Below are 22,438 nucleotides of genomic sequence, written 5' to 3' on the forward strand. Positions count from 1 at the left end.
TCACACCCTGGGTGCGATGGTGACGGTGTGCAGGGAGGTGTAGAAGTCCCGGGCCGCCTTGCCCTGCTCGCGGGGCCCGGCGCTGGAGGCCTTCTCGCCGCCGAAGGGCGCGTAAAAGTCGACGCCCGACGTCGGGGCGTTTACCCGGATCAGACCGGTGTCGATCTTTGCCACGAGGCTGAGCGCGCGGTCGAGATCGGTGGTGAACACGGACGTGACTAGCCCGTAGGCGACGCCGTTGGTGATGGCGGCGGCCTCGTCCACGTCCGCGGCCGGGATGATCGCGCAGACGGGGCCGAAGACCTCCTCGTGGAGCAGCTGGGCGTGGGCGGGAAGGTTGTCGACGAGGGTCGGGGCCACGAACCATCCCGGTTCTTCCCGCGCCGCACCGCCTCGGAGGAGCCGGCCGCCCAGTGACCTGGCCTCGGCAGCCGCCTGGTCGACTCGGGCGCGCGCGCTTTCGCTGATCACCGGTCCCACCAGGGTGGCGGGGTCGTTGGGGTCGCCGACGGGAAGGCGCTCGACGGCGCCGACGAGGGCGTCCGTGAACGGTCCGGGGTCGCCCACGACGATGGTGCGCCGCGTGGCGGTGCACTTCTGCCCGGCGTACGTCATCGCGGCCCCGGCGATGGTGGTCGCTGCGCGCTCGACGTCGGCGTCCGGCACGATGATGGAGGCGTTGAGCCCGCCCATCTCGGCCTGCAGCGGCGTGCCGAGCTCGGCCGCCAGCCCTGCGATGTCGCGGCCGACGGCGACGGAGCCGGTGAAGGAGACCACGCGGCTGGACTCGACGACGGCCCGCCCCGTCGCACCGCCGCCGGGCAGGACCGTGAAGGTCTGTGGTGGGAGCGTCGCCCCGACCAGTTCCGCCAGCCGCAGGGCGATGCCGGTGGCCTCCGGCGAGGGCTTGAGAAGGACCGAGTTGCCGAAGGCCAGCGCAGGCGCGGCCTTCCACAGCGGGATGGCGACGGGGAAGTTCCACGGGGTGATCAGGCCCGTAATGCCTCGCGGCCGGCGGTGCGTATAGAGCAGGGCGCCGGGCGGGCTGCCAGGGAGGACCTCGCCCATGGGGTCCAGCGCCTGCTGCGCGAAGTAGCGGAGGATGGCGATGCCCCGCTGGACCTCTGCAGCAGCCTCGGATCGCGGCTTCCCCACCTCGCGAACGACCAGGCCGGTGAGCTCCTCGGCGTGGCTGTCCAGCGCTCCGGCGGCCGCCTCGAGCGCCCCCGCACGTTCGAGGGCGGGCACTGCCGACCACCTGGCGTACGCGTCGCTGGCGCGCGTGGCCGCCTGCCGAACCGCTTCCGGCGAAGTCGCCGGGACCTCCACGACGACGTCCGCAGGGTTCTGCGGGGAGCGGCTGACCACGGGCTCCTCTGGTCCGGCACCGGACAAGGTGGCTCACCTCTCCGCGTCGTCGCCGGGACCGGCCTGCGGACGCGGGCGTGAGGAGGACGTGATGTCGTCGATCTCCTCCGGCGAGTAGCCCAGCTCCGCCAGGATCTCGCGCGAGTGCTCCCCTACTGCCGGCGGTGGCCGATGGATCCTCGGTTCGCCGCTGCTGTACCTGATCGGATGCCTGAGGAGCCGCACCCGGCCGGCGCGGGGGTCGTCGACCTCCTGGACGGGGCTCAGGTGCTGCACACCCGGGTCGGTGAGCATCTCGGCGTAGTCCAGCACGGGCGCGCACCACACGCCGTGGCCGCGCAACTCAGCCACGAGCTCGTCGCGCTCCCGGTCGGCGACCAGCGGACTGATGATCCGGTAGATCTCGTCCCTGCGCCCCATCATCGAGTCCCGGTCGGAGAGCTCCGCCAGTCCTGGCGGGGCCCCCAGCGCGGCGCTGACGGAGGTGATGGGGCTCAGGGACAGGACGACGTAGCCGTCCCTCGTCGGGTAGACGCCGTAAGGCGCCTGGTGGAATGCCGAGCCGATCGGCGTCGCCGGCTGTTCGACCGTGCCACCGTTCATGTAGTACACGACGGGTTCGAGCTGGAGGTCGAGCGCGGCCTCCACCATGGTGACCTCGACCTCCTGGCCCTTGCCGGTGCGTTCCCGGTGTAGCAGCGCACCCAGGATGCCCGCGGCGAGGAGCAGCGCCGCGTGCTGGTCCACCACAGCCGCGCCGGCGGGCCGGGGGACCTGGTGATCTTGCCCGCCGGCCCAGATCAGGCCCGTCAGCGCCTGGATGAGCAGGTCCTGGCCGGGGAGACGTCGGTACGGGCCGTCGCTCCGGCCGTACCCCGACGCGGACGCGTAGATGATGTCCGGCTTGATCTCCCGCACCCGGTGGTAGTCGAGCCCGAACTTCTCCATCACCCCGGGGCGGTAGTTCTCGATGACGATGTCGGCGGAAGAGATCAGGCGGCGGGCGGCGTCCTGGGAGGTCGGCTCCCGCAGGTCCAGCGCGATGCTGCGCACGTTGCGGTGGGTGAGCAGGAAGCACGCGCTGACCTCGTTGAGGAACGTGTTGCCGCCTGCCCAGGCGCGCTCCCACGAGCCGCGGACGGGCGGCTCGACCTTGATGACCTCTGCGCCCATGTCACCGAGGTACTGGGCAGCCGCCGGGCCGAACAGCCACTGGGTGAAGCCGACGATGCGCACCCCGTCCAGGAGCGCCAGACGCTCATTCACTGCTTGCTCCCTCGCCCGCCGGCCGGCGCGCGGTGGTCCGGGGCCCGTCGAGGAGGGTCTCGAGGGGCAGCCGGTCAGCCAGCACGAGATAGGCCAGCGTGAAGTAGAAGTCGCCCCACGCGGTAGCGCCGTCGAGCCCGGTGCCGTGGGGGATGGAGTAGGAGGCGTGCTGCAGGATGCCGTCGACGTCCTCCGCCGGGTTCACGTGCCGCGCCAGCGCGGTCAGCAGCTCTCGCGCCCGCGCCCGGTTGGCCCGGCGCGAGGCTTCCAGGGGCACCGAGCCGGCCAGCACCAGGGCGCCGAGCCCGGCGATCGCACCCGCGCTGGCGTCGCGGGGTGCCGTCTCGTCCTGCACCCCGAAGTCCCAGGGCGGCAGGCTGTCCGCGGGCAGGTGGCCCCAGAAGTAGTCGGCGGCGTGCTCGGCGGCTGCGAGCATCTCCGCGTCCCCCGTCGCGGCGTAGGCGAGGGCGAACCCGCACACCGCCCACGCCTGGCCGCGTGACCAGCAGGACCGGGAACCGGCGCCCTGGAACGTGCCCTGCTCGAGCAGCGCCCCCGTCCGTGGGTCGAAGCGGTTGAGGTGGTACGTCGACCCGTCATCGCGGAAGAAGGTGGCCCGGCTCGTCCGGGCGTGCCGGTGGGCAACCTCCCGCAGGTGCCCCTGGTCGTTGGCCGTACCAGCCCACCACAGGAGCGGGAGGTTCATCATGGTGTCGATGGTGCTCGTGCCGGCGCCGGTCTGATGGCCCACGGGTCCGAAGGCCTGGATGTAGCCGCCTCGGTCGTTGAAACGCTCCGCCAGGGTGCGGGCGGCGACGCGGGCGGGATCGATCTCCCGGTCGGAGACGTAACCCAGCCGGTTTCCGAGCACGAGGCTGGGCCAGAAGATGAAGCCCAGGTCGTGGGTGGTGCGGTCGGCCGCCCGCGGCGCGAGCACGGGCAGGCGGTCGCGAGCGGCGTCGGCGGCCCCGACGATCCCGGTGCGGGCCGCGAGCCACATGAGGCCGAACCAGAAGCCGAAGGTCCAGTTGCCGTGCTCGTAGTCCTCGCCTCGCCAGCTGCTGGCCTGATCGGCGGCCAGGAGGCGCCACCGGCAGTGCTCGCTGAAATGGGGGAAGAGATGGGAGTCGCGTGCGGCCCCGTTGCGCGCCTCGCGCGCCAGGGCGCCGACGAGTCGCTCCAGGTCCGGGGTCATCGCAGCGTCCCGCGTCGGCCGCCCCTGTGCGCGCTCAGGGCGACCGCCATCACGATGATGAGGCCGGTGAAGATCTGCTGCTGCGGCGTGGAGAACCCGAGCAGGATGACCCCGTTGTTCACCAGGCCGACGAGGAGCGAGCCGGCGATCGCGCCGACGACGAACCCGCGGCCGCCGCTGAGGGCTGTCCCGCCGATGATCACCGCGGCCAGGGTGGTGAGCAGGTCGGCCGCGCCGAGGTCGTACCGGGCGGTGGCCAGCTGTCCGGTGTAGAGCAGTCCGGCGAGCGCCCCAGCCATCGAGCTCAGCACCAGGACCGCGATCTTGATGCGTCCGGTGCGGATGCCCGAGTAGCGGGCGGCCGTCTCGTTACCTCCGGTCGCTAGGACGGCCTTGCCGAACGGCGTTCGGCGCAGTGTGATCGCGCCCAGCGCGCCGATCCCAAGCGTCCAGAGCAGCAGCACCGGGACCGGCCCCACGCTGCCGCCGCCGAACACCGCCCGGTAGGTCTCGTTGACGATCGGGATGGCACGCTCCTGGGAGATCAGGCGTGCGGTGCCCTCGAGGACACCGATCATCCCCAGCGTGACGATGAACGACGGGATCCCGACGAGCACCGTGATGGCTCCGTTGACCAGGCCGACGAGGAGGCCTACCGCGAGTGCCGCCGCGGCGGCAACCACCGCCGCGCCGCCATCCTCGAGCAGCATGCCGGCGACGAGCCCCGAGACCGGTGGGACGGAGGCGAAGGACAGGTCGATCTCGCCGGCGCTGATCACGAAGACCGTGGCGACGGCCATGACCGACACTGCCGTCGTCTGGCGGACGATGTTCATGAAGTTGCCGGCGCTCATGAAGCCGGTGTCCCGGAGCAGTACCCAGAAGACCCCGATCAGCGCGAGGACGACCAAGACGAGGAGCAGCGAGCTCTCTGCGGAGAAGAGGGCCGATCTGAGCCACTCGGCGGAGCTTCTCCATGAGCGCGTCCGTGGTGGTTGGAGTTGGTGCCCCCCGCCGTCGCCGAGCTGCTGGCGGGGCCGGGTCGGCTTCGTCTCGGCCATGGCTGTAGCACCCTTCGGTCCGTCTACCCACGCGTGGTGGCCCGCACGGCGGACCCGGGCTGGATGAGATGTGTGATCTCGGGTTCGGTCCGGCGCTCGGGCCAGTTGGGGACGACGTCACGGACCCTGCCGTCGGCGAGGACGAGGATCCGGTCAGCAACCCTGGTCAGCTCGCGCAGGTCGGACGTGACCCACACCGCACCGTTGCCTGCACCGACGAACGCCCGGACACGGTCGAGGATCTGGCCGCCCGCCCTCACGTCGACCCCGAAGGTGGGCTCGTCCAGCATGAGGACGTGGCCGCCGGCGTTGAACGCCTTGCCGAGCACCACCTTCTGCTGGTTCCCGCCGGAGAGACGCTCCACGGGCTCTCCGGGAGCGGGCGTCTTGATGTCCAGCTGCTCGATCGTCCGGCGCGCCAGCTCGGCGCTGCGCCGTGGGTCGTAGAGCGGCCCGGTGCGCACACGACGCAAGATCGATAGGACGAGGTTGTCCTCGACCGAGTGGGACAGGACCAGCCCCTCGGTCTTCCGGTCCTCGGGGATGAGGTAGAGCCCGGCCCTGATCGCCTCGGCCGGTGAGGTCGGGGCCGCGATGCGGCCGGCGACGCGGATGGTGCCGCCCTGTCGTGGGACGATCCCGAACAGGGACTTGAGCAGCGTGGAACGACCGCTGCCGGCCAGGCCGGCCACCCCGAGGATCTCCCCCGCCCTGACGACGAAGGACACCTCCGTCAACTTGCCCGCGATGTTCAGGTCCGCGACCTCGAGGACGGCCGGCTGCGCCACCCCCACCTCTTCCGCCGCACGGTGCGCCGGCGCGTCCTTGAGCGCGCCGCCGGCGATCGCCTCCACCACGCTGCCCATGTCCGTCTCCACCAGCGCGGTGTCCATCACCACGCGCCCGTCACGCAGGACCGTGATGGTGTCGCACAGGTCGAACACCTCCTGGAGGCGGTGGGAGACGTAGACGATGCCGGTGCCGGAGGCGGCGATCTGCCGGACGACCGTGAAGAGCCGTCGCACCTCCCGCTCGGTGAGCGCGGCGGTCGGCTCGTCGAGGATCAGCACCGACTTCGCCAGACGGAGCGCCTTGGCGATCTCGACCATCTGCTGGTCCCCGACCCCCAGCTGCTTGACGGCGAGGTCCGGCGGGATGCGGACGCCCAGCTCGTCGAAGATGCGTCGCGTCTGGTCCACCTGCGCACGCCGGCGGATAAGACCGAGCCGCTTCTGCTCGTCGTTGAGGAAGACGTTGTCGCTGACGGACAGCTCGGGGAGCACGCTGCGCTCCTGGAAGACCATGCCGATCCCGCTGCGCCGCGCCTCGACGGGCCCGTCGAAGTGGTGCTCCGTCCCGTTCACCAGCACGCGCCCGGCCGTGGCGGAGGTGGCGCCGTCCGCGATCTTGAGCAGCGTGGACTTCCCCGCACCGTTGGCGCCCACCAATGCGTGCACGCTGCCCGACCGCACCCGGAGGTCGACGCCGTGCAGCACCTCCGTCGTCCCGTAGACCTTGACGATCCCAAGCATCTCCAGGGCGAAGGGGCGTGCAGACGACGCGGAGGTCATGGTTTCCTCCAACGGTTCCGGACCGGGCAGGAGTACGTCCGGGCGCTCAGCCCTCACCGTCCAGGCAGCTCTGAGCCTCGCCCGGGAGCGGCACCACGCCGCCGTAGGCGAGGTTCCAGCCTTCTTCGAGGTTGTCCTCGGTCACGGCGAAGACCGGGACGACGATGTACGGCGGAACGTCCTCACCGAGAGCATGGAGTGCCGCGGCGATGGCGCCGGTACGGCCCCACTCGTAGACGAGCTGCGATGACATGACAAAGATGGGGCCGCCGCACGCGATGTGCTGCGCGCCGGTGAAGCCGAGGTCGATGTGGGCGACCGCGACCTCCTTCTCGGCGCCCTGGATCCCGGCCAGCACACCCTCCGCGGGCAGGTCCCACGGGGCGAAGATCACGTCGAGGTCCGGGTACCGGGTCAGCATCGCGGAAGCGATGGGCTGGGTTCGTGCGGGGTCGGACATCGGTTGCTCGGTGACGAGCTCGACGTTGGTCTGCGCGATGGCGTCGCGGAAGCCCTGCTCGCGCTCGTTGACGAGCTTGTACGTGCGGTCGAAGAAGATCATCCCGAGGTTGGCGCCGTCGGGGAACCGGTCGGCGACCGCGCGGGCCACCGCGGCACCGTTGCCGTGCGTGTCGTACGAGACAAGGGTGACGAAGTTCTCTGGCTCGCCCGTCGTCCACCCTCCCGGTGCGTTGGCGAAGGACACGATGGCCGTGCCGGCGTCCACGGCGGGCTGCAAGGCTGCCACGTCGGCCGTGGGGTCCACGCCGCTGTAGAAGATGATGTCCGGATCCAGGGCCATGACGTTCCGGACGTCGGTCTGCAGGGTTGCCTGGTCGAAGTTGTAGTTGGTCACGGCCACCATCTCGATGCCGAGCGCGTCCAGCGCGTCCTCCGCGCCGGCGAGCACAGCCTGGTTGTAGGCGCCCGAGGACCAGTTGAGGAAGGCTGCCTTCAGCCCCCTGTCCCGAACCTCCGCGACCTGGTCGTCGGTGAGGCTCACGTCGTTGTACCAGGTGGGCTCCTCGCCCACGTTCCCGCGGGTCTCCAGTGACTCGATGTCCGGAAGGGTGAGCCACTCGGGCAGTTCCTGCCGCTCCAGAGTCTCCGCGTCGCCGGCCGGCCCCTCACCGCCCGCGCCGCCGCCGGCCTCCCCGCCGCCGTCACCATCACCGCCGCCGGCGCAGGCGGCGAGCAGCGCCGCCACCGTGGCCACCGCCAGGTGTGCACGGCGACGCCGGTTCTTGCTCACCGGACGCTCCGCCTTCCGGTGCTGCTGGATCAACATCTCTGCACCTCTCCGCAGCGTCGGCGCTCCGGTGCTGCCTGCCAAAATAGAACAGCGTCTTGTTGTGCGAGACAGCCCCAGGTTAGGCTTGTCGCACGGGGTCTCGTCAAGGCCCCGGATCCCCACTTCTCGGGTCGGAAGGGACACCGCGTGGCGCACACACCACCCGGCCCCTCACGCCGCCCGCGCGCCGGGCATGTCGACGCGGGCACCGCCACCGTCCGGGGGGACGGCAGCCGGGGCGCGGTGCCGGTGGAATCAGCCCGTCGGGCGCTGCGCGTCCTCAGTTGCTTCGGCCCCGACCACGCCGAGTGGGGGGTCACGGGCCTGGCGGCCGCGCTGGGGATGCACAAGAGCACCGTCCACCGCCTCCTTCTCACGCTCGAGGAGGAGGGCTTCGTGCGCCAGTCCTCGGGCCGGTACGTGCTGACGTGGCGGCTGCTGGAGATCGCCGCGGGCATCCCGCTCAGGGACGGGCTACGGCAGACGACGCTCGACCATCTCGCCCGGCTGGTGACCAAGTCCGGGGAGACCGCTCACCTCGCTGTGCTCTACGCCGGGCAGGTGCTCTACGTGGAAAAGGTGGAGGGGACGCGCCGGCTGCGTATGCCGTCGGCCGTCGGCCGCCGGGTACCGCTCCACTGCACCGCCTTGGGCAAGGTGTTGCTCGCCGGGCTCGACGGCGCCGAGCGGCGCAGACTTCTCTTCGGCGAACCGCTGCAGGCCGTGACCGTCCACACGATCGTCGACCCGGAGCAGCTCGAGCAGCACATCCTCGAGGTGGCGCGACAGGGATACGCCATCGACCACGAGGAGATCGAGGAAGGGCTCATGTGCATCGCCGCACCCGTGTACGGCGACAACGGCACGTGCGCGGCCATCAGCATCGCCGGGCCCGCCTCCCGGCTGCAGGCACAGCTGGAGCAGCACGTCACGGCGGTGCGCGAGACGGCCGAGGAGCTCTCAGCGGAGCTCCGGCCGTGGACGCCCCAGCTTCGCGAGATGTGGACCACGAGCGGGGCCAGGGTGATCCCTGACTAGGGCGTGTCTCTTAATGTCTTGAGCCAGATGGTGATGGCCCGGAGGACGACGCCGCCGCGGTAGGTCAGGGCGAGCTTGTCGTAGCGGGTGGCCAGGGCGCGCCATTGCTTGAAGACGTTGAAGGAGCGTTCAACGACGTTGCGCCGCTTGTAAGCCTCGGTGTCGTAGGTGACCGGGCGTCCACCCTTGGATCCTCGGCGTTTGCGGTTGGCGACTTGGTCGGAGCGTTCGGGGATGACGGCCTGGATGCCGCGCCGGCGCAGCAGCGCCCGGATGGCCTTCGAGGAGTAGGCCTTGTCAGCCAGCGCCCGCACCGGCGTGGTGCGGGCGCGTCCGGGACCCAGCCTGGGAACTTCCAAGGCGCCGAGGACGTGCTCGAACATCGGTGAGTCCCCGCCCTGGCCGGGGCCGAGCAGCATCACGAGCGGGCGCATGTTCCCGTCGCACAGGTGGTGAATCTTCGTGCTCAGCCCGCCGCGGGAACGGCCGATGGCGTGATCAGGCGGCTCCTCGCGCAGTTTCGTGTAATTCGACAGGTCCCCCTGTGTCCCGGGGCAGGTTCGTGGCGTGCTGGTGGGCACGGTTGATCGTGGAGTCCACCGAGACCTCCCAGTCGATCAGCCCGGCGGCGTCGGCGTGGGCGAGCAGCGTGGTGAGGACCTTGTCCCAGGTGCCATCGCCGCTGAACCGGCGGTGTCGCTTCCACACCGTCTGCCACGGCCCGAAACGCTCGGGCAGGTCCCGCCACGGGATGCCGGCCCGGTAGCGGTAGATGATTCCCTCCACCACCATGCGGTGCTCCCGGAACGGCCGCCCCCGCCGCCCGCCCGAGGACGGCATCAACGGCTCGATCAACTCCCACTGGGCATCCGTGAGCTGGGCAGTACGCGACACCCTCGCAGCGTTTCAGACAGACAGCGCAGCCTTTAGGAGACACGCCCTAGGGCCCAGCCCCAAGGACCGAAGGGGGCACCGCGGTGTTCCTGGCATCGACGCTCTCCGACGGCGTCGCAGTGGTGACCATTGAGCGCGCCCATAAGGCCAACTCCCTGCCGCAGGCGGCCAAGGCCGCCGTCGCCGCTGAGGTGGAGCGGTGGACGCGGGACGCCGGCGCGGACGCCATCGTGCTCACCGGGGAAGGTGGTCAGACGTTCTGTGCGGGCAGCGACATCAACGAGATGCGCTTCTTCGGCATGGCCGAGATGGATCGCATGCTCGTCGAGGAACGCAGGATGTACCTTGCGGTGCTGAGCTGCCCGAAACCGGTGGTCGCCGCGGTCAACGGGTTCGCCCTCGGCGCCGGCCTGATCCTCGCCATGTCGTGCGACTACACGGTCGCGGCCCCGCACGCCGTCTTCGGCGCACCGGAGCTGACCATCGGGGTGGCCGCCCCGCTCGAGGGCCTCCTGCTCCCGTACTTCGTGGGCTTGGCGCGCGCCCGGGCCTTGTTCTACACAGGAGCCCGGCTGAGCTCCGAGGAGGCGGTCGCCGTCGGGCTCGTCAACGAGGTGGCCCCGGCGGACGGGCTGATTCCTCGGGCGGTCGAGGTGGCCCGCGCCATCTCTGGTCTCCCGGGGAGCGGCTTCCGGGTCCAGAAGGCGCTCCTGCACCGCCTGCTCTCGACGGGTGACCTCGAGACGGTCATCCGGGAGAGTCATCACCTCACCGCCCGGCAGTTCGCCGGACCCGAAACGGGCGAGGCGATGAGGCAGTTCCTAGATCGGCGTCACGGTGGGGCGACCCCGAAGCACACCCGACCCGGCGGTGCCGAAGGACTCGTGGCCGACGAGCGGCAGTGGCTCGACGACGAGGCGCGGCACATCGAGATGCGATCGGCGGCACTCGCCGGAGAGGCCGCCTGGCACCCTGCCGACCAGGAACCTGGCGAGCAGGGAAGGGCTGGAGCGGGAAGCGCGCCATGACCGAGCCCCGTGAGCTCACGATCGCGGGCGCGGCGGCCGAGATCCACACCGGAGCGCTGTCGTCCGTGGGGCTCGCCGTCTCCTGCCTCGACCGCATCGACGAGCTCAACGGCGATCTCAACGCCTTCATCCACCTCCGGCCGCACGACGACGTCCTCGCCGACGCGCGCCGGGCCGACGACCGACGCCGGAAAGGTGGCACGCTCGGCCCTCTCGACGGGATCCCGGTGGGCCTGAAGGCGAACTACGCATGCACCGGCCTCGTCACGTCGGCCGGGTCGAGGATCCTCGGCGACTGGCGCCCGACCCGGGACGCTGCGGCCGTGACGGCGTTGCGCCGGGCAGGTGCGGTCATCCTCGGGATGACCAACATGCACGAGTTCGCCGACGGGCCCACGAACGACAACCCCCACTACGGCCGCGCGCTCAACCCGCACGACCCGTCACGGATGCCCGGCGGCTCCAGCGGCGGCTCCGCCGTCGCCCTGCAGACGCACATGTGCCTGGGGGCCACCGGTTCGGATGACGGCGGGTCGATCCGCATTCCGGCGGCATTTTGTGGAGTGGTAGGTCTCAAGCCGACTTACGGCCTCGTCAGCGTGGAGGGCATCGTGCCCTTCTCCCACTCCCTGGACCACGCCGGGCCGATGGCGCGGACCCCGGGCGACGTGCTCGCGCTGCTCCGGGCCATGACCGGCGACGAGGTCGGCGGCTTCGCCGCACCGCGCCCGAGGAGGGTGGCCGTCACGTGCGCCGACTTCTTCGGCAGACACTTCCAGCCCGGCGTTCGGCGCGCATTCGAGAACGCCGTGGAGGGCCTCAGGAGCATCGGGTTCGAGATTCGTGACGTGACACTGCCGCGGATGCACCGGGCGGCGGCCGCGGTGCTGACGATCCTGTTCTCCGAGGCCGCGGCGATCCATCACCACTACCTGGAGACGCGCCTGCAGGAGTACGGCCCGGACGTCCGCCTGAGCCTCCTGTCGGGCCGGCTCTACAGCGCCGTCGACTACGTCAACGCGCGGGAGACCCGCGCGAAGTTGCGCCAGGAGCTCGACCTCGTCCTGGAGGAGGCGGACATCCTGGTGACCCCCACGGCGGTGCTCGAGCCACCGCGCTGGGACGCGCCCATGATCCGCACCGACGAGGGCGAGGTGGAGCTCCTCGAGGCGATCATCCGGTGCACCGCACCGTTCAACCTCACCGGCCACCCTGCCATCACCGTGCCCTGCGGCACCGGCGACGAAGGGCTTCCGGTCGGCCTTCAGATTGTCGGCCCGCGCAATTCCGAGGCCATGCTCGTGCACGTTGCGGATACCTTCTCGGCGGCGCGCGAGAGTGCGTGATCCAGCGGTCTCGGCGGGAGCAGACACGCCGTCGCCAAGATGGTCGGAGTCGTGGCGCGAACCGGGTCTCGTTCGACGGCTCGTCTCCGTTGTCATCGGCTGCGCTACCGACCTGAGTCGGCGTGGACCGGGCGCCACCGGTCACCGGGCTTTGTGACGTAGTGCGTGATCACGTGGCGCCAGGGGATGACGGCGAGAACGATGACGACCCAGAGGCAGGCGAAGGTCGTCTCCCAGGTGGCCGGGTCCATGCGGTCGGCGGTCCACAGCGGCAGCGCCACGACGGCGAGCCAGATCAGCTTCCAGGCCGTCTCGAACAGCAGCAGGGGCAGCATCTGCACCGGGTACCGGATCCCGAGGAGGGCCAGGAGCGACATCGCGACGAGCATGCAGACGACGACGCTGTCCATGAGGGGCCACGGCTGGGCGTGGTTGACGAGCACCGGCCACCGTGTCACGGCGAGCCCGACCGCGATGATGAGGTACCCGACCCTCAACGCGTAGAGGCGCCACAGCGGCACCCGGTCCGCCGGCGTGGTGCCCTTCGAGTCGGTTCGGCCTGGCTCGGTACGTGCCAGCCGGCGCGGCGTCGCGCCCACAACGGGATGCATCACAGCTCTCCTTCGACTCGTGTTGACCTCGGTGCGACCGTGGGGGTCGAGCGCAGGGTGATGACCTCGTGCCCGCGCAGCGCCTCCAGGAAGGGCTGGAAGCTGCCGGTGAGGAGGCAGCGCACGATCGGACCGTCGGTCTCGACCTCGCTGACGCCGGCCGCCCACTGGATCTGTACTGCGGTCGGTCTGCCGACGAATCGGATCTCGACCCGCTGGGTGGGATGTTCGGCGCTCACGGACACGACGCTAGGGAGGGCGCCGGGCGCTGCCATCAGTGGAATCCCGGGTCGAGTACTGAGTAAGTGGGACGTCGTCGTCCCAGAGCCCGGTGACGTACCGCCAGCCGGGTCGCCCGTGGGCGTTGACGCTGCCTTTCCGGAAGCAGGATCAGCGACACGAGCGAAAGCGAGGCGTGCTGCGCTGGATCACAAAGTGGTGTCAACCGCGTTGACGCCGCGCGGCCCACCGGCAGGCCGAGGCACCGCCCAGCCTTCCGCCCTTGTCGTCCTGACTGGGCCGATACGGCGGGGCGCCCGTGGGGGAGCGGAGGTGCACCCGGAGCACAATGCCGGGGAGTGGGAGAGAACGGTGATGTGTGCCGCCGTCAAGCGGAGAAGGAAATGACTGACTCACCTTCGATGACTTCCGGCGGTGAGATGGTCAGTGACGGTAGGTTCGTGCGCATGTACTCGGCCGCCGCCCGGACCGACTCCTGAGTACCGGAGGCGTCCTGATAGATGCTGACGCTGAAGGCACCATCTGATGTCTTCACCAGGTGGTAGGCGACAAAGCCAGGTATTTCACGGATCAGCTGCTCGACGTCGTCTTTCCGGCGTACCAGCTCGTCGGCGAGCTCGGGGGCGCCCTTGTAGTGCCTGATCACGACGTCCATCGGTATCTCCTGACGCGAGTGTGGGCGTGAGAGGTCGCGCGTCTGCCGGCCATCACCGTACCCTCCGCGACGGTAGACCGCCCGCGGCACCAACACCGCCGCCGCGTGCCGCGCGTCGACGCACACGGCGACAGCGACCGGCGTCTGGAAGCCGCCGTCTCGCTCTGGGGCCGAGCGCCGGGGTCGACTCCCTGTGCTGGGTCGAAGGATCAGGAGTCGCCCCCGGGCAGAGAAGGTGCAGCCGCCTACTGACGCCAGTCCGCGCTGAGTCCGCAAAAAATCGGAACCTGCTGTTGGGGCCGGCAGGTCGCGACTGGCGGCTATCGCGTCTGGGTGGTGCTTTGGGTGCCATGCGTCACGGGTAGCGGCCGCATCCTGTGCGGATCCGCTGTGCTCCACGGCGCCGTATGGGCCCGCCGCATACCGAAGGAGCTGTGAGGCCCGTGGTCGTTCCCCATGCCGTAACTGCCCCGCTGGGGTACGCGTTGGGGTACGGCGTGCTCGAGACGCCGGAAGAGCCGCCCGGATCTCTCCGGGCGGCCCCTCTGACCTGCGGTCTTGCTTGTGGGCGATACTGGGATCGAACCAGTGACCTCTTCCGTGTCAGGGAAGCGCGCTACCGCTGCGCCAATCGCCCAAGTTGTCGGCATCCGAGGTGGCGACGGGATTCGAACCCGTGTGTACGGCTTTGCAGGCCGCTGCCTCGCCTCTCGGCCACGCCACCCTGAGGCTGTGTGCCCACCGGGGGGTGGTGCCTCCGAGCGGATGACGGGACTCGAACCCGCGACCCTCACCTTGGCAAGGTGATGCTCTACCAACTGAGCCACATCCGCACGCGCTCCTCCGGCGGGCTTTCGCTCTCCGGCGGTGCTCCAGAACTTTAAACCAGGACCGCGGCGAAAGTCCAAATCCGGAGGGTGGTCTGGGGGCGTGAGGCGTGACACAGTGCCCTCATGGTCTCCGAAAATCGCGTGATCCTCTGGTTCGACGGGCGGCTCCGGGACCGGGGGAGCCCCTGCTGCGGGCGACGGACCACGGTCTGACGGTCGGCGACGGGGTGTTCGAGGCGTGCGAGCTGCTTGGTGGCCGCCCGTTCGCCCTGACCCGCCACCTCGACCGGCTCGAGCGCTCGGCGCTCGGCCTCGGGCTCCCCGCGCCGGACCGGGAGCTGGTGCGCCGCGCCGTCGAGGAGGTCGCCGCCGCCTGGGGGCAGGACCTCGGCCGCGTGCGGGTGCTCTGGACGGCGGGGGAGGGGCCGCTGGGCACCGATGCCGCCTGGGGTCCGCCGACGCTCGTGGTCGCCGCCTCCGCGGTCGGGGCGCCCAGGGCCGCGCGCGTGGAGGTGGTGCCCTGGGTGCGCAACGAGCGCTCCTCGATCGCCGGACTGAAGACAACCTCCTACGCGGAGAACGTCCGGGCGCTGGCGTGGGCCAAGGAGCGCGGTGCGGACGAGGCGATCTTCGCCAACACGCGCGGCGAGCTGTGCGAGGGGACCGGCACGAACGTGTTCGTCGAGCGCGACGGCGCCCTGCTCACCCCGCCCCTGAGCTCCGGGTGCCTGGCGGGGGTCACCCGCGCCGTGGTGCTCGACTGGGCGCGCGAGGAGGGGGTCGACGTGCGGGAGGTCGACCTCGACGTCGCCGAACTCCGGAGCGCCGCGCACGCGGCGCTTACCTCCTCGACCCGCGGGGTGGTGCCCATCAGCGCCGTCGACGGGCGCGAGCTCGCGCAGGGACCGCTCACCGAAAAGGTGGCCGAGATCTACACCCGCCGGCACCTGGACGAGCCCGACCCGTGACGCGGGGCGGGGGACCGGAGGGGCTGAACCGCAGGAACGCGCGGCTCGGGACGGCGTGTGGGCTTCATCTCACCGCCTGGCGGGCCTCCCGGTTTCACGATCCGGCCCAGCGTTCGCTAACATCTCATCTCGCAACGCAGGGCCCCCGGGCCCCGCACGGGCGATTGGCTCAGTGGTAGAGCGCCTCGTTCACACCGAGGAGGTCACTGGTTCGAACCCAGTATCGCCCACCATCACGATGGGGCCTCTGACCAGCGAAAGCGCAGGTCGGAGGCCCTTTCTGTGTCCGCCCCAGGTGGACACGAGAGGACCCGAATGCCCCCTGTGGGCCCCTGGTGGGCCCACTGGGTGCCCACGGACTGGTGATCGACAGACACCTAGTCCGTGGGAGGCGAGAAGCCAATGGCAACCGGAAGCAGGCGGGGGTTCGGCAACACCGAACGTCGCAAGAACGCGAGGACCGGCAAGACGACCGGGTGGCGTGCGCGGTACCGCGGGCCGGATCTGGGCCGGTACAACCAGACCTTCACGACCAAGATCGACGCCGAGGCGTGGCTGTACTCCGAGGAGGCGCTGATCGCGCGGGGGGAGTGGATTCCGCCCGACCAGCGGGTGGCGCGGGTCACGGTGACCCTCAACGAGTACGTCGCGGCCAACATGAAGGTCCGCAAGCTCGCCCCCCGCACCCACGAGGAGTACGAGACCTACGTGGAGAGGTTTCTCACCCACGACGAGCTCGGCAAGAAGTCGCTGCGGGCGATCTCCGCGCGCGACATCACCTCCTGGTACACCAGGGTGCAGGAGCAGACCGGCAAGACGATGACCGCGCGCGTGTACGGCTTCGTGTCCTCGGTCTTCAACGCGGCGGTGCGCGACCGGCTGGTCGATCACAACCCGTGCACGATCCGTGGTGCCTCCGAGGCGCCGCGCAGGTCGAAGAAGACCGTTGCCACACCGGAGCAGATCGCTGAGGCACTGCTGCATCTCGACGAACGGTACCGGGCCATGATCCTGCTGGCGGCCTGGTCGGGTCTGCGATCCGGGGAGTTTCGCAACCTGCGTCGCCGCAACCTCGACCTCGTCGGCCGCAGGGTCGTCGTCGAGGAGCAGATCCAGAACCTGCGCGGCCAGGGCAAGGTCGTGCGCGGGGTCAAGACCGAGGCCGGCGCGCGGATCGTGCACTTGCCGGCATCGGTGACGCACATCCTCGAGACACACATGGGGGCGTTCTCCCAGGCTGGTCCTGACGGGTTGGTCTTCCCTTCCCGGGTGGGCACGCCGATCTCTCAGTCGGTGCTCTACAAGGTGTGGGACGAGGCGCGACGGGCGATCGGCCGGCCGGACCTGCGCATCCACGACCTGCGGGCGACCGCGGCGACTCAGGCGGCGCGGACCGGGGCGACGATCGCGGAACTGCAGGCGCGCCTGGGGCACACCACCCCGAACGCGGCCATGAAGTACCAGGCGGCGGTAGCGGCGCGCGACGCTCACATCGCCGATGCGCTGGATGACTTCATCTTGGTGCCGGTCGACCTGACGGCGCGGAAGAAGAAGTCGCCCACGCCCGACGGCGGGAAGAGTTCCCAGGCGAAGGCCACCGGCGCCAACCGGTCCAGGTGAGCGCTGTGGGCCGTCCGGAGGCCCACGGGTTCGACGAGCGTAGGCCCACGGCGTCGGGCACCGACGGTCGACGGACGGCTGGTGACACGGCACGTGACCAGGACCGATGCGCCGCCCGGTGTTTGCGTGGGCCCACCGACCCGGATTCGTAGGCCCACAGGGGCCCCGCAACGACCAGTGTCGCCTGGGGCCCTGGGGGCGGGGAGTGAGTCTCAGGCGACGGTGCGCGTCGTGGTGATAGTTGTGATCAGGCACCGGGCGACCTCGTCGAGGTCGACGCGGACCATCCGGCCGATGCGATAGCCGGTGAGGGTGCCGTCGGCGATCCGCCGGCGCAGCGTCTTCGGGTGGACGCCGATGTGTTCGGCGGCAACTGCCAACGAGACGAGGTTGGCAGGGAGCACAGCGCTTCGGACGGTGGTCGTTTTTGAGGACCGCATGGTGCTCATCTCCTGTCTCGATGGTGAATCTCATCAAGGGTCGGTTCCGACCCCGCTGGGCCCGAGGAAGGTCAACCGCGGCACGCAGACGGGGCACAGGCACGCGTGCGGACGCTGTAGATCGCGGTGTCTATGCACCAGGACGATGGCGGTAACGGCGTGCGTCGCCAGTCCATGTGAGGACTCATGTCGCATCTGCCGTCAGGCTGGCTAACTCGGATGGGTGAGCCGGGCGATCGCGAGCTTCTGCTCGAGGCCCCCGCGCTTCGGCGTACTGGGCCACGAAGGCCTCGAAGTCCGCAGCCCGGTCGGTGATGGGCTGCTCTTCGACGAGGGCTACTGGTGCCTCGCCGGGCCAGGTGGTGGCGCGGGTGGGCCGGTCGCGGTCAAGGCGTGTGCCGCAGGTGGCAACTAGGGCGTGTCTCCTAAAGGCTGCGCTGTCTGTCTGAAACGCTGCGAGGGTGTCGCGTACTGCCCAGCTCACGGATGCCCAGTGGGAGTTGATCGAGCCGTTGATGCCGTCCTCGGGCGGGCGGCGGGGGCGGCCGTTCCGGGAGCACCGCATGGTGGTGGAGGGAATCATCTACCGCTACCGGGCCGGCATCCCGTGGCGGGACCTGCCCGAGCGTTTCGGGCCGTGGCAGACGGTGTGGAAGCGACACCGCCGGTTCAGCGGCGATGGCACCTGGGACAAGGTCCTCACCACGCTGCTCGCCCACGCCGACGCCGCCGGGCTGATCGACTGGGAGGTCTCGGTGGACTCCACGATCAACCGTGCCCACCAGCACGCCACGAACCTGCCCCGGGACACAGGGGGACCTGTCGAATTACACGAAACTGCGCGAGGAGCCGCCTGATCACGCCATCGGCCGTTCCCGCGGCGGGCTGAGCACGAAGATTCACCACCTGTGCGACGGGAACATGCGCCCGCTCGTGATGCTGCTCGGCCCCGGCCAGGGCGGGGACTCACCGATGTTCGAGCACGTCCTCGGCGCCTTGGAAGTTCCCAGGCTGGGTCCCGGACGCGCCCGCACCACGCCGGTGCGGGCGCTGGCTGACAAGGCCTACTCCTCGAAGGCCATCCGGGCGCTGCTGCGCCGGCGCGGCATCCAGGCCGTCATCCCCGAACGCTCCGACCAAGTCGCCAACCGCAAACGCCGAGGATCCAAGGGTGGACGCCCGGTCACCTACGACACCGAGGCTTACAAGCGGCGCAACGTCGTTGAACGCTCCTTCAACGTCTTCAAGCAATGGCGCGCCCTGGCCACCCGCTACGACAAGCTCGCCCTGACCTACCGCGGCGGCGTCGTCCTCCGGGCCATCACCATCTGGCTCAAGACATTAAGAGACACGCCCTAAGTCGCGTAGCCGGTTGCGGGCTTCGGCGAAGTCCTCGAGGAAGCCGATCGGGGCTGAGCCGGAGGCGTCCGGATCGTGGGCGGTGAGGAAGTGAGTGTGCAGTGCGGACAGTTCCCACAGCAGTTCGGGATGGCGGTGCCACAGCGGCGGGATGATCGTCGGTGGGATGCCGAACTCGTGGCGGAGCCAGTTCACCCACTCGTCCAGGGTGCGCAGCTCGTGCTCGGCACGTCGCGGAGAGAGGAACCGCCAGTCGATGGGGGCCGGCGGCGCCGGGCGGGCGGGGTCGAGATCGTCGAACTCCTCGTCGTTGTAGTCCTCCGCATCGCCCGATTCCGGCAGGTGCATCGTCCCGGGCGCGTGGGGTCCGCTGCCTCCGTTGAGGGATGTCGGCGGGACTGTCGAGATTGGTCCGGGCGGCGGCTCATGCGCCTCCGCAGCGGTGTCTGGCGGTGTGGTGGGGAGGATCCATGGGACTTCGCCGCTGGTGTGTCCGCTCATCGTGCTCACCGGCTGATCGTGGGCGCATGCTCTGCGCCGGCGGTGCGCGAGCGAGAGGACGGCGCCGACGCCGGCGGGCCCGCGCCGTTGTCCGTGCGGGCGGTCTGGGGTGTTTGTTCGGCTTGGTGCACGCCCGGCGAGGCGTCGACGTCGTGTGCGGGTCGGCGGTCGACGGTGTAACGGGTGCGCGCCAGGTCGTGCCCGATGCGCCGGGCCACGAACACCGCGCGTGGGTTGGCGTGCCCGTCACGTTCCATCGGGTAGTTCTCGACTTGGCCGTGGGCGACGAACGTGTCGCCCTTGCGGAAGATGTTCGCGGCCCGCTCCGCGGTCCGACCGGACAGCAGCAGGTCGTGGAAGGAGCTGTCCAACTTCGTGAAGGAGCCGTCGTCCTCCCGGCGCCAGTGCTCAACTCCGACCCGGTAGTGAACCCGGGTCTCGCCCCTTTCGGTGAACGACACCTCTGGTGTCGAGGCGATGAACCCGGCCAGGCTGTCCTGCGTAGGGATGGTCATGGCGCCCTTCCTGCGCTCGCGGCGGTGACCTTGATGGTCACCGCTTCCGACCTACAGGTGTGCGACGTTCAACATGTAGCCACGGCTAAGGTCGCCGTCATGGCCTCGCGAGCGTCAAGCGACGAGCACTACGTGATTGACCTGTGTGATGCGGTGCTCAGCGTGAAGGGGCTTCGCCAGCATCGGTTCCCCTGGCTGCTGGGAGATCCGTCTCCGAAGACCGGGCGGCGGGTTGCTCTCCCCGTCGATGCGTACTGGCCGGGCTTCGACCTCGTCGTGGAGTTCTATGAGCGCCAGCACGACGAGGCCGTAAGTTTCTTCGACAAGCCGGAGCGGCTGACGGTCTCCGGTGTGCATCGCGGTTTGCAGCGGGCGCTGTATGACGGGCGTCGCCGCGAGCTGGTGCCTGAGCATGGGTTGAAGCTCGTGATCATCACGCTTGACGCTTTCGAGAGCAGACGAGGGAAGATCGTTCGGCGGCCCAGCGATGATCGACTCGCCGTCGTGTCTTTGCTCGAGGCTGTCCGTTCCTGATGCCCTAGGCCCGGCGCAGCTGCTGCTCGATGGTGGCGCGGTCTGCGGCTATCCGGGCAGCGTCGGCGCGCGTGGTCCAGGCCCGCAGGTTGGTGATCATCGTTGGTGCGCTGCGCAGCAAGACCATGGCGGTGCCGAACGGCAGCATGCGGATCGTTTCGGGCGGCATGATCGGCACGCGCCGGGTGGATCGCTGAATCGAGCGTGCGCCGTGGTCGCCGATCGAGACGGAGTCGGTGAGCTCGTCGCGTTCGCCGATGAGCGCGGAGACGTCGTGCAGGTCTTTGGCGACCGATGCCCCGCCGAGGATGATCTTGACGATGGAGGCGTCCCAGATCGCGCCGGTGTTGTGGTCGCCCCACTTCGCGCGTGCCTGGGATAGCGACTGCAGGACCGGCATGGTGGTGATGCCGGTGCCGCCGCCTTCGGCCATGAGCACGGGCAGCGACGGCAGCGGCGAGAGGTTGCCGATCTCGTCGAGCGCCAGGAGCAGCGGTGGGTCGAGCCGTGCACCCGGGGAGGCGGCGGCCAGTGCCCGTGCGGTCTCGACGAGGTCTTCTATGAACGCCGCGACCAGCGACCAGGATGCCGACGCGCCGGCCCCGGTGGACAGCAGGTACAGCGTGCCGTTGCTGGTAAGGAACTCAGCGGGGTCGAAGTGCTCTCCCGGCGCGGGGCTGACGGCGTCCAGGACGCGTGGGTCGGCCAGGCAGGTCAGCGCGAGGGACACGCCCATCCAGATCGAGTCACGGGTTCTGGGGTCGGAGTGGATGGTGGACTCCAGGGACTCGGCCCACCCGGGGGCAGCGTCCGGCTGCGAGGAGAGGATGGCGACGGCGTCGGCGGCGGCCGACGGCGAGAGCGACCAGGCGAACAGCTCGCGCGGCGAGCACTGGCCAAGGGCGGCGGCGTGCAGGAGAGCTTGGAGTGCGGTGCGGGTCTTGCCTTCCCAGAACCCGCCAGACTCGACCCCGCCGGTGGACAGGCCGGTGGCCGAGGAGAATCCGGCGGCGCGGATCATCGCGGTGAGTGGGTTCTCGCACCCGCGCACCGGTGACCAGCGCAGCCCGCTGGGCAGTCCCGATGCCAGGTTCTGAGGGTCGAACACGGCGACCGGGCCGCGGCGTTCGCGGGCCGTCATGGTCGCGGTGAGGTTGTCCGGGCGGGTCGAGGTGGTGATGACCGCGCCGGGGGCGTCGAGGATGGCGTTGATGACCACATGCAGGCCCTTGCCGGAGCGGGGCGGGCCGAGCAGCAGGATCGAGTCCTCGACCGAGGCCCAGACCTGCTGGCCGCGGCAGGTGCCGAGCTGGTAGCCCACGTCTGCGGGCTTGGGCTTGATCAGGGAGGGGCGCAGCGCGCCGGACCGGGCCAGGAGCGCCTTCTGCGATGCGAGTCGGGCGACGTCGTGCGCGGTGCCGGTGCCGGCCAGGCGGCGCGGGTCGCGCACTCCCCGGCCGCGCGTGCGCCGCCCGAGTCGCCACACTCCCCACGCCGCAGCACCGAGGGCCGCGAGCAGGAGGCCGACGACGGCCCAGTACACGATCGGGTTTAGGCCTGGGGTGTCCAGGACGTCGGCGGGGGAGCCGGGGCGGAGCAGGACACCGACGCCGGCAGTGAGACTGGTCGGGGGCGGCTCGAGGCCGGACACGACCGCGGCGAGAAACCCGGCCGCGCCGAGCAGGACGCCGAGGACGACGGCCGTGACGACCAGCACGAGACCGAGGTTGACCAGCTCGTCGCCGCCACGGGGGCTCGGTGCGCTCATTACACCGCTCCTGCCGCGAGGGTCTGGTCGGTGGGGTCGTGCACGACGAGAGTCCCGGACGTCCGCCCGAACAGCACGATCACCTCGGGTAGCCGGGTCAGCAGCGCCGGCGGCAGCGGCACTTCGGCGAGCCCCTGGGCGTCGGCGGGTGCCGTTGCGACCACGACGGCGAACGCGACCTCCTCGCCGGGCAGGAAGCCGCTGCCGATGACGCCGAACGGCAACTTGGGTCCCCGGCTCGCCGCTTCGGCGAGCGTGTGTGCCGCCGGCTCGATGGGCGCGGGCGGAGCCTGGAACGGCACGGGCATGACCAGGTCGGTGAAGTGCCCCCCTCGGGGT

The 22,438-nt window shown here is 70.3% G+C and carries 21 protein-coding genes, 4 tRNA genes and 1 pseudogene; 8 read left to right on the plus strand and 18 right to left on the minus strand.

Annotated elements, in window-relative coordinates:
* Genes ACF0H8_RS10985 through ACF0H8_RS11010 form a run of 6 tightly spaced genes read right to left on the minus strand, consistent with a single transcriptional unit; the run spans window position 1 to window position 7,749 of the window.
* The gene (locus ACF0H8_RS10985) at window positions 1-1,368 is read right to left on the minus strand and encodes an aldehyde dehydrogenase family protein (RefSeq protein ID WP_395290871.1); all 1,368 of its coding nucleotides are present in this window, start codon (window positions 1,366-1,368) and stop codon (window positions 1-3) included.
* Window positions 1,369-1,401: 33 nt separating this feature from the next.
* Window positions 1,402-2,634, minus strand: a complete 1,233-nt coding sequence (locus ACF0H8_RS10990; RefSeq protein ID WP_395288968.1) for a CaiB/BaiF CoA transferase family protein — start codon at window positions 2,632-2,634, stop codon at window positions 1,402-1,404.
* Window positions 2,627-3,829, minus strand: a complete 1,203-nt coding sequence (locus ACF0H8_RS10995) for a glucuronyl hydrolase (RefSeq protein ID WP_395288969.1) — start codon at window positions 3,827-3,829, stop codon at window positions 2,627-2,629. The genes ACF0H8_RS10990 and ACF0H8_RS10995 overlap by 8 nt, the downstream gene beginning before the upstream one ends.
* Window positions 3,826-4,890, minus strand: coding sequence for an ABC transporter permease (locus ACF0H8_RS11000; protein WP_395288970.1), 1,065 nt, complete (start codon window positions 4,888-4,890; stop codon window positions 3,826-3,828). Before ACF0H8_RS11000 ends, ACF0H8_RS10995 begins: the two co-directional genes overlap by 4 nt.
* 23 nt (window positions 4,891-4,913) lie before the next feature.
* Window positions 4,914-6,461, minus strand: coding sequence for a sugar ABC transporter ATP-binding protein (locus ACF0H8_RS11005; protein ID WP_395288971.1), 1,548 nt, complete (start codon window positions 6,459-6,461; stop codon window positions 4,914-4,916).
* A 46-nt stretch (window positions 6,462-6,507) separates the two neighbouring features.
* A complete protein-coding gene (locus ACF0H8_RS11010) occupies window positions 6,508-7,749 on the minus strand; it encodes a substrate-binding domain-containing protein (RefSeq protein WP_395288972.1) in 1,242 nt (413 codons plus the stop codon).
* Window positions 7,750-7,899: 150 nt separating this feature from the next.
* Between ACF0H8_RS11010 and ACF0H8_RS11015 the strand changes: the two genes are divergently transcribed.
* Entirely contained in the window at window positions 7,900-8,790 is an 891-nt protein-coding gene (locus ACF0H8_RS11015) for an IclR family transcriptional regulator (protein WP_395288973.1), read from the plus strand.
* Here ACF0H8_RS11015 and ACF0H8_RS11020 read toward each other — a convergent pair.
* Window positions 8,787-9,684, minus strand: a pseudogene (locus ACF0H8_RS11020) (IS5 family transposase). The gene ACF0H8_RS11015 and the pseudogene ACF0H8_RS11020 sit on opposite strands and share 4 nt — an antisense overlap.
* A gap of 83 nt (window positions 9,685-9,767) precedes the next feature.
* Between ACF0H8_RS11020 and ACF0H8_RS11025 the strand changes: the two are divergent.
* Together ACF0H8_RS11025 and ACF0H8_RS11030 are read left to right on the plus strand one after the other, a co-directional pair.
* Window positions 9,768-10,712: an enoyl-CoA hydratase/isomerase family protein gene (locus tag ACF0H8_RS11025; protein ID WP_395288974.1), complete on the plus strand. Its 945-nt coding sequence runs from the start codon at window positions 9,768-9,770 to the stop codon at window positions 10,710-10,712.
* A complete protein-coding gene (locus ACF0H8_RS11030; RefSeq protein ID WP_395288975.1) occupies window positions 10,709-12,058 on the plus strand; it encodes an amidase in 1,350 nt (449 codons plus the stop codon). The genes ACF0H8_RS11025 and ACF0H8_RS11030 overlap by 4 nt, the downstream gene beginning before the upstream one ends.
* Before the next feature lie 104 nt (window positions 12,059-12,162).
* Here ACF0H8_RS11030 and ACF0H8_RS11035 read toward each other — a convergent pair whose 3' ends face one another.
* The 6 genes from ACF0H8_RS11035 to ACF0H8_RS11060 form a co-directional block, all read right to left on the minus strand.
* Window positions 12,163-12,669, minus strand: coding sequence for a hypothetical protein (locus tag ACF0H8_RS11035; RefSeq protein WP_395288976.1), 507 nt, complete (start codon window positions 12,667-12,669; stop codon window positions 12,163-12,165).
* Window positions 12,669-12,908 carry a hypothetical protein gene (locus ACF0H8_RS11040; protein ID WP_395288977.1) on the minus strand — a complete coding sequence of 80 codons (240 nt, stop codon included), beginning with the start codon at window positions 12,906-12,908 and terminating at the stop codon, window positions 12,669-12,671. Before ACF0H8_RS11040 ends, ACF0H8_RS11035 begins: the two co-directional genes overlap by 1 nt.
* 368 nt (window positions 12,909-13,276) lie before the next feature.
* A complete protein-coding gene (locus ACF0H8_RS11045) occupies window positions 13,277-13,564 on the minus strand; it encodes a hypothetical protein (protein WP_395288978.1) in 288 nt (95 codons plus the stop codon).
* 565 nt (window positions 13,565-14,129) lie between these two features.
* Window positions 14,130-14,201: transfer RNA gene (locus ACF0H8_RS11050), tRNA-Val, on the minus strand.
* A 16-nt stretch (window positions 14,202-14,217) separates the two neighbouring features.
* Window positions 14,218-14,288: transfer RNA gene (locus ACF0H8_RS11055), tRNA-Cys, on the minus strand.
* 36 nt (window positions 14,289-14,324) lie between these two features.
* Window positions 14,325-14,397: transfer RNA gene (locus ACF0H8_RS11060), tRNA-Gly, on the minus strand.
* A 224-nt stretch (window positions 14,398-14,621) separates the two neighbouring features.
* Here ACF0H8_RS11060 and ACF0H8_RS11065 point away from each other — a divergent pair.
* From ACF0H8_RS11065 to ACF0H8_RS11075, 3 genes are all read left to right on the plus strand, one after another.
* Window positions 14,622-15,362, plus strand: a complete 741-nt coding sequence (locus ACF0H8_RS11065) for an aminotransferase class IV (protein ID WP_395288979.1) — start codon at window positions 14,622-14,624, stop codon at window positions 15,360-15,362.
* A gap of 158 nt (window positions 15,363-15,520) precedes the next feature.
* Window positions 15,521-15,595 (plus strand) — tRNA-Val (locus ACF0H8_RS11070).
* Between the two features lie 169 nt (window positions 15,596-15,764).
* Window positions 15,765-16,982 carry a tyrosine-type recombinase/integrase gene (locus tag ACF0H8_RS11075; RefSeq protein ID WP_395288980.1) on the plus strand — a complete coding sequence of 406 codons (1,218 nt, stop codon included), beginning with the start codon at window positions 15,765-15,767 and terminating at the stop codon, window positions 16,980-16,982.
* Between the two features lie 212 nt (window positions 16,983-17,194).
* On the opposite strand, the gene ACF0H8_RS11080 is transcribed toward ACF0H8_RS11075, so the two are convergent.
* Window positions 17,195-17,431, minus strand: coding sequence for an excisionase family DNA-binding protein (locus tag ACF0H8_RS11080; protein WP_395288981.1), 237 nt, complete (start codon window positions 17,429-17,431; stop codon window positions 17,195-17,197).
* A gap of 452 nt (window positions 17,432-17,883) precedes the next feature.
* Here ACF0H8_RS11080 and ACF0H8_RS11085 point away from each other — a divergent pair.
* Window positions 17,884-18,781 (plus strand): IS5 family transposase gene (locus ACF0H8_RS11085; protein WP_395287080.1). Its coding sequence is split into 2 segments (ribosomal slippage): window positions 17,884-18,243 and window positions 18,245-18,781, totalling 897 coding nucleotides; the frame shifts between segments, so codons are not numbered across the junction.
* Here ACF0H8_RS11085 and ACF0H8_RS11090 read toward each other — a convergent pair.
* Together ACF0H8_RS11090 and ACF0H8_RS11095 are read right to left on the minus strand one after the other, a co-directional pair.
* The gene (locus ACF0H8_RS11090) at window positions 18,764-19,291 is read right to left on the minus strand and encodes a hypothetical protein (RefSeq protein WP_395288982.1); all 528 of its coding nucleotides are present in this window, start codon (window positions 19,289-19,291) and stop codon (window positions 18,764-18,766) included. The genes ACF0H8_RS11085 and ACF0H8_RS11090 overlap by 18 nt on opposite strands.
* Complete coding sequence (locus ACF0H8_RS11095; protein ID WP_395288983.1) at window positions 19,288-19,797, minus strand: single-stranded DNA-binding protein; 510 nt, start codon at window positions 19,795-19,797, stop codon at window positions 19,288-19,290. Before ACF0H8_RS11095 ends, ACF0H8_RS11090 begins: the two co-directional genes overlap by 4 nt.
* A 24-nt stretch (window positions 19,798-19,821) precedes the next feature.
* On the opposite strand from ACF0H8_RS11095, the gene ACF0H8_RS11100 reads away from it, so the two are divergent.
* Window positions 19,822-20,331, plus strand: coding sequence for a hypothetical protein (locus tag ACF0H8_RS11100; RefSeq protein ID WP_395288984.1), 510 nt, complete (start codon window positions 19,822-19,824; stop codon window positions 20,329-20,331).
* Between the two features lie 4 nt (window positions 20,332-20,335).
* Here the strand turns inward: ACF0H8_RS11100 and ACF0H8_RS11105 are convergent, their stop codons facing one another.
* Both ACF0H8_RS11105 and ACF0H8_RS11110 read right to left on the minus strand, forming a co-directional pair.
* The gene (locus ACF0H8_RS11105) at window positions 20,336-22,099 is read right to left on the minus strand and encodes a type IV secretory system conjugative DNA transfer family protein (protein WP_395288985.1); all 1,764 of its coding nucleotides are present in this window, start codon (window positions 22,097-22,099) and stop codon (window positions 20,336-20,338) included.
* Window positions 22,099-22,407 (minus strand): hypothetical protein, encoded by a 309-nt coding sequence (locus ACF0H8_RS11110; protein ID WP_395288986.1) that lies wholly within the window; start codon window positions 22,405-22,407, stop codon window positions 22,099-22,101. Before ACF0H8_RS11110 ends, ACF0H8_RS11105 begins: the two co-directional genes overlap by 1 nt.
* Window positions 22,408-22,438: the final 31 nt, after the last annotated feature.

The sequence above is a fragment of the Georgenia sp. AZ-5 genome (assembly GCF_043952095.1).
Lineage (GTDB): Bacteria > Actinomycetota > Actinomycetes > Actinomycetales > Actinomycetaceae > Georgenia.

Bases quoted from the DNA above. Each gene is read 5' to 3' on its own strand.
- ACF0H8_RS10995 (WP_395288969.1), bottom strand. From the start codon at position 3,829: ATGACCCCGGACCTGGAGCGACTCGTCGGCGCCCTGGCGCGCGAGGCG.
- ACF0H8_RS11000 (WP_395288970.1), bottom strand. From the start codon at position 4,890: ATGGCCGAGACGAAGCCGACCCGGCCCCGCCAGCAGCTCGGCGACGGC.
- ACF0H8_RS11005 (WP_395288971.1), bottom strand. From the start codon at position 6,461: ATGACCTCCGCGTCGTCTGCACGCCCCTTCGCCCTGGAGATGCTTGGG.
- ACF0H8_RS11010 (WP_395288972.1), bottom strand. From the start codon at position 7,749: ATGTTGATCCAGCAGCACCGGAAGGCGGAGCGTCCGGTGAGCAAGAAC.
- ACF0H8_RS11030 (WP_395288975.1), top strand. From the start codon at position 10,709: ATGACCGAGCCCCGTGAGCTCACGATCGCGGGCGCGGCGGCCGAGATC.
- ACF0H8_RS11035 (WP_395288976.1), bottom strand. From the start codon at position 12,669: ATGCATCCCGTTGTGGGCGCGACGCCGCGCCGGCTGGCACGTACCGAG.
- ACF0H8_RS11045 (WP_395288978.1), bottom strand. From the start codon at position 13,564: ATGGACGTCGTGATCAGGCACTACAAGGGCGCCCCCGAGCTCGCCGAC.
- ACF0H8_RS11075 (WP_395288980.1), top strand. From the start codon at position 15,765: ATGGCAACCGGAAGCAGGCGGGGGTTCGGCAACACCGAACGTCGCAAG.
- ACF0H8_RS11080 (WP_395288981.1), bottom strand. From the start codon at position 17,431: ATGAGCACCATGCGGTCCTCAAAAACGACCACCGTCCGAAGCGCTGTG.
- ACF0H8_RS11095 (WP_395288983.1), bottom strand. From the start codon at position 19,797: ATGACCATCCCTACGCAGGACAGCCTGGCCGGGTTCATCGCCTCGACA.
- ACF0H8_RS11105 (WP_395288985.1), bottom strand. From the start codon at position 22,099: ATGAGCGCACCGAGCCCCCGTGGCGGCGACGAGCTGGTCAACCTCGGT.
- ACF0H8_RS11110 (WP_395288986.1), bottom strand. From the start codon at position 22,407: ATGCCCGTGCCGTTCCAGGCTCCGCCCGCGCCCATCGAGCCGGCGGCA.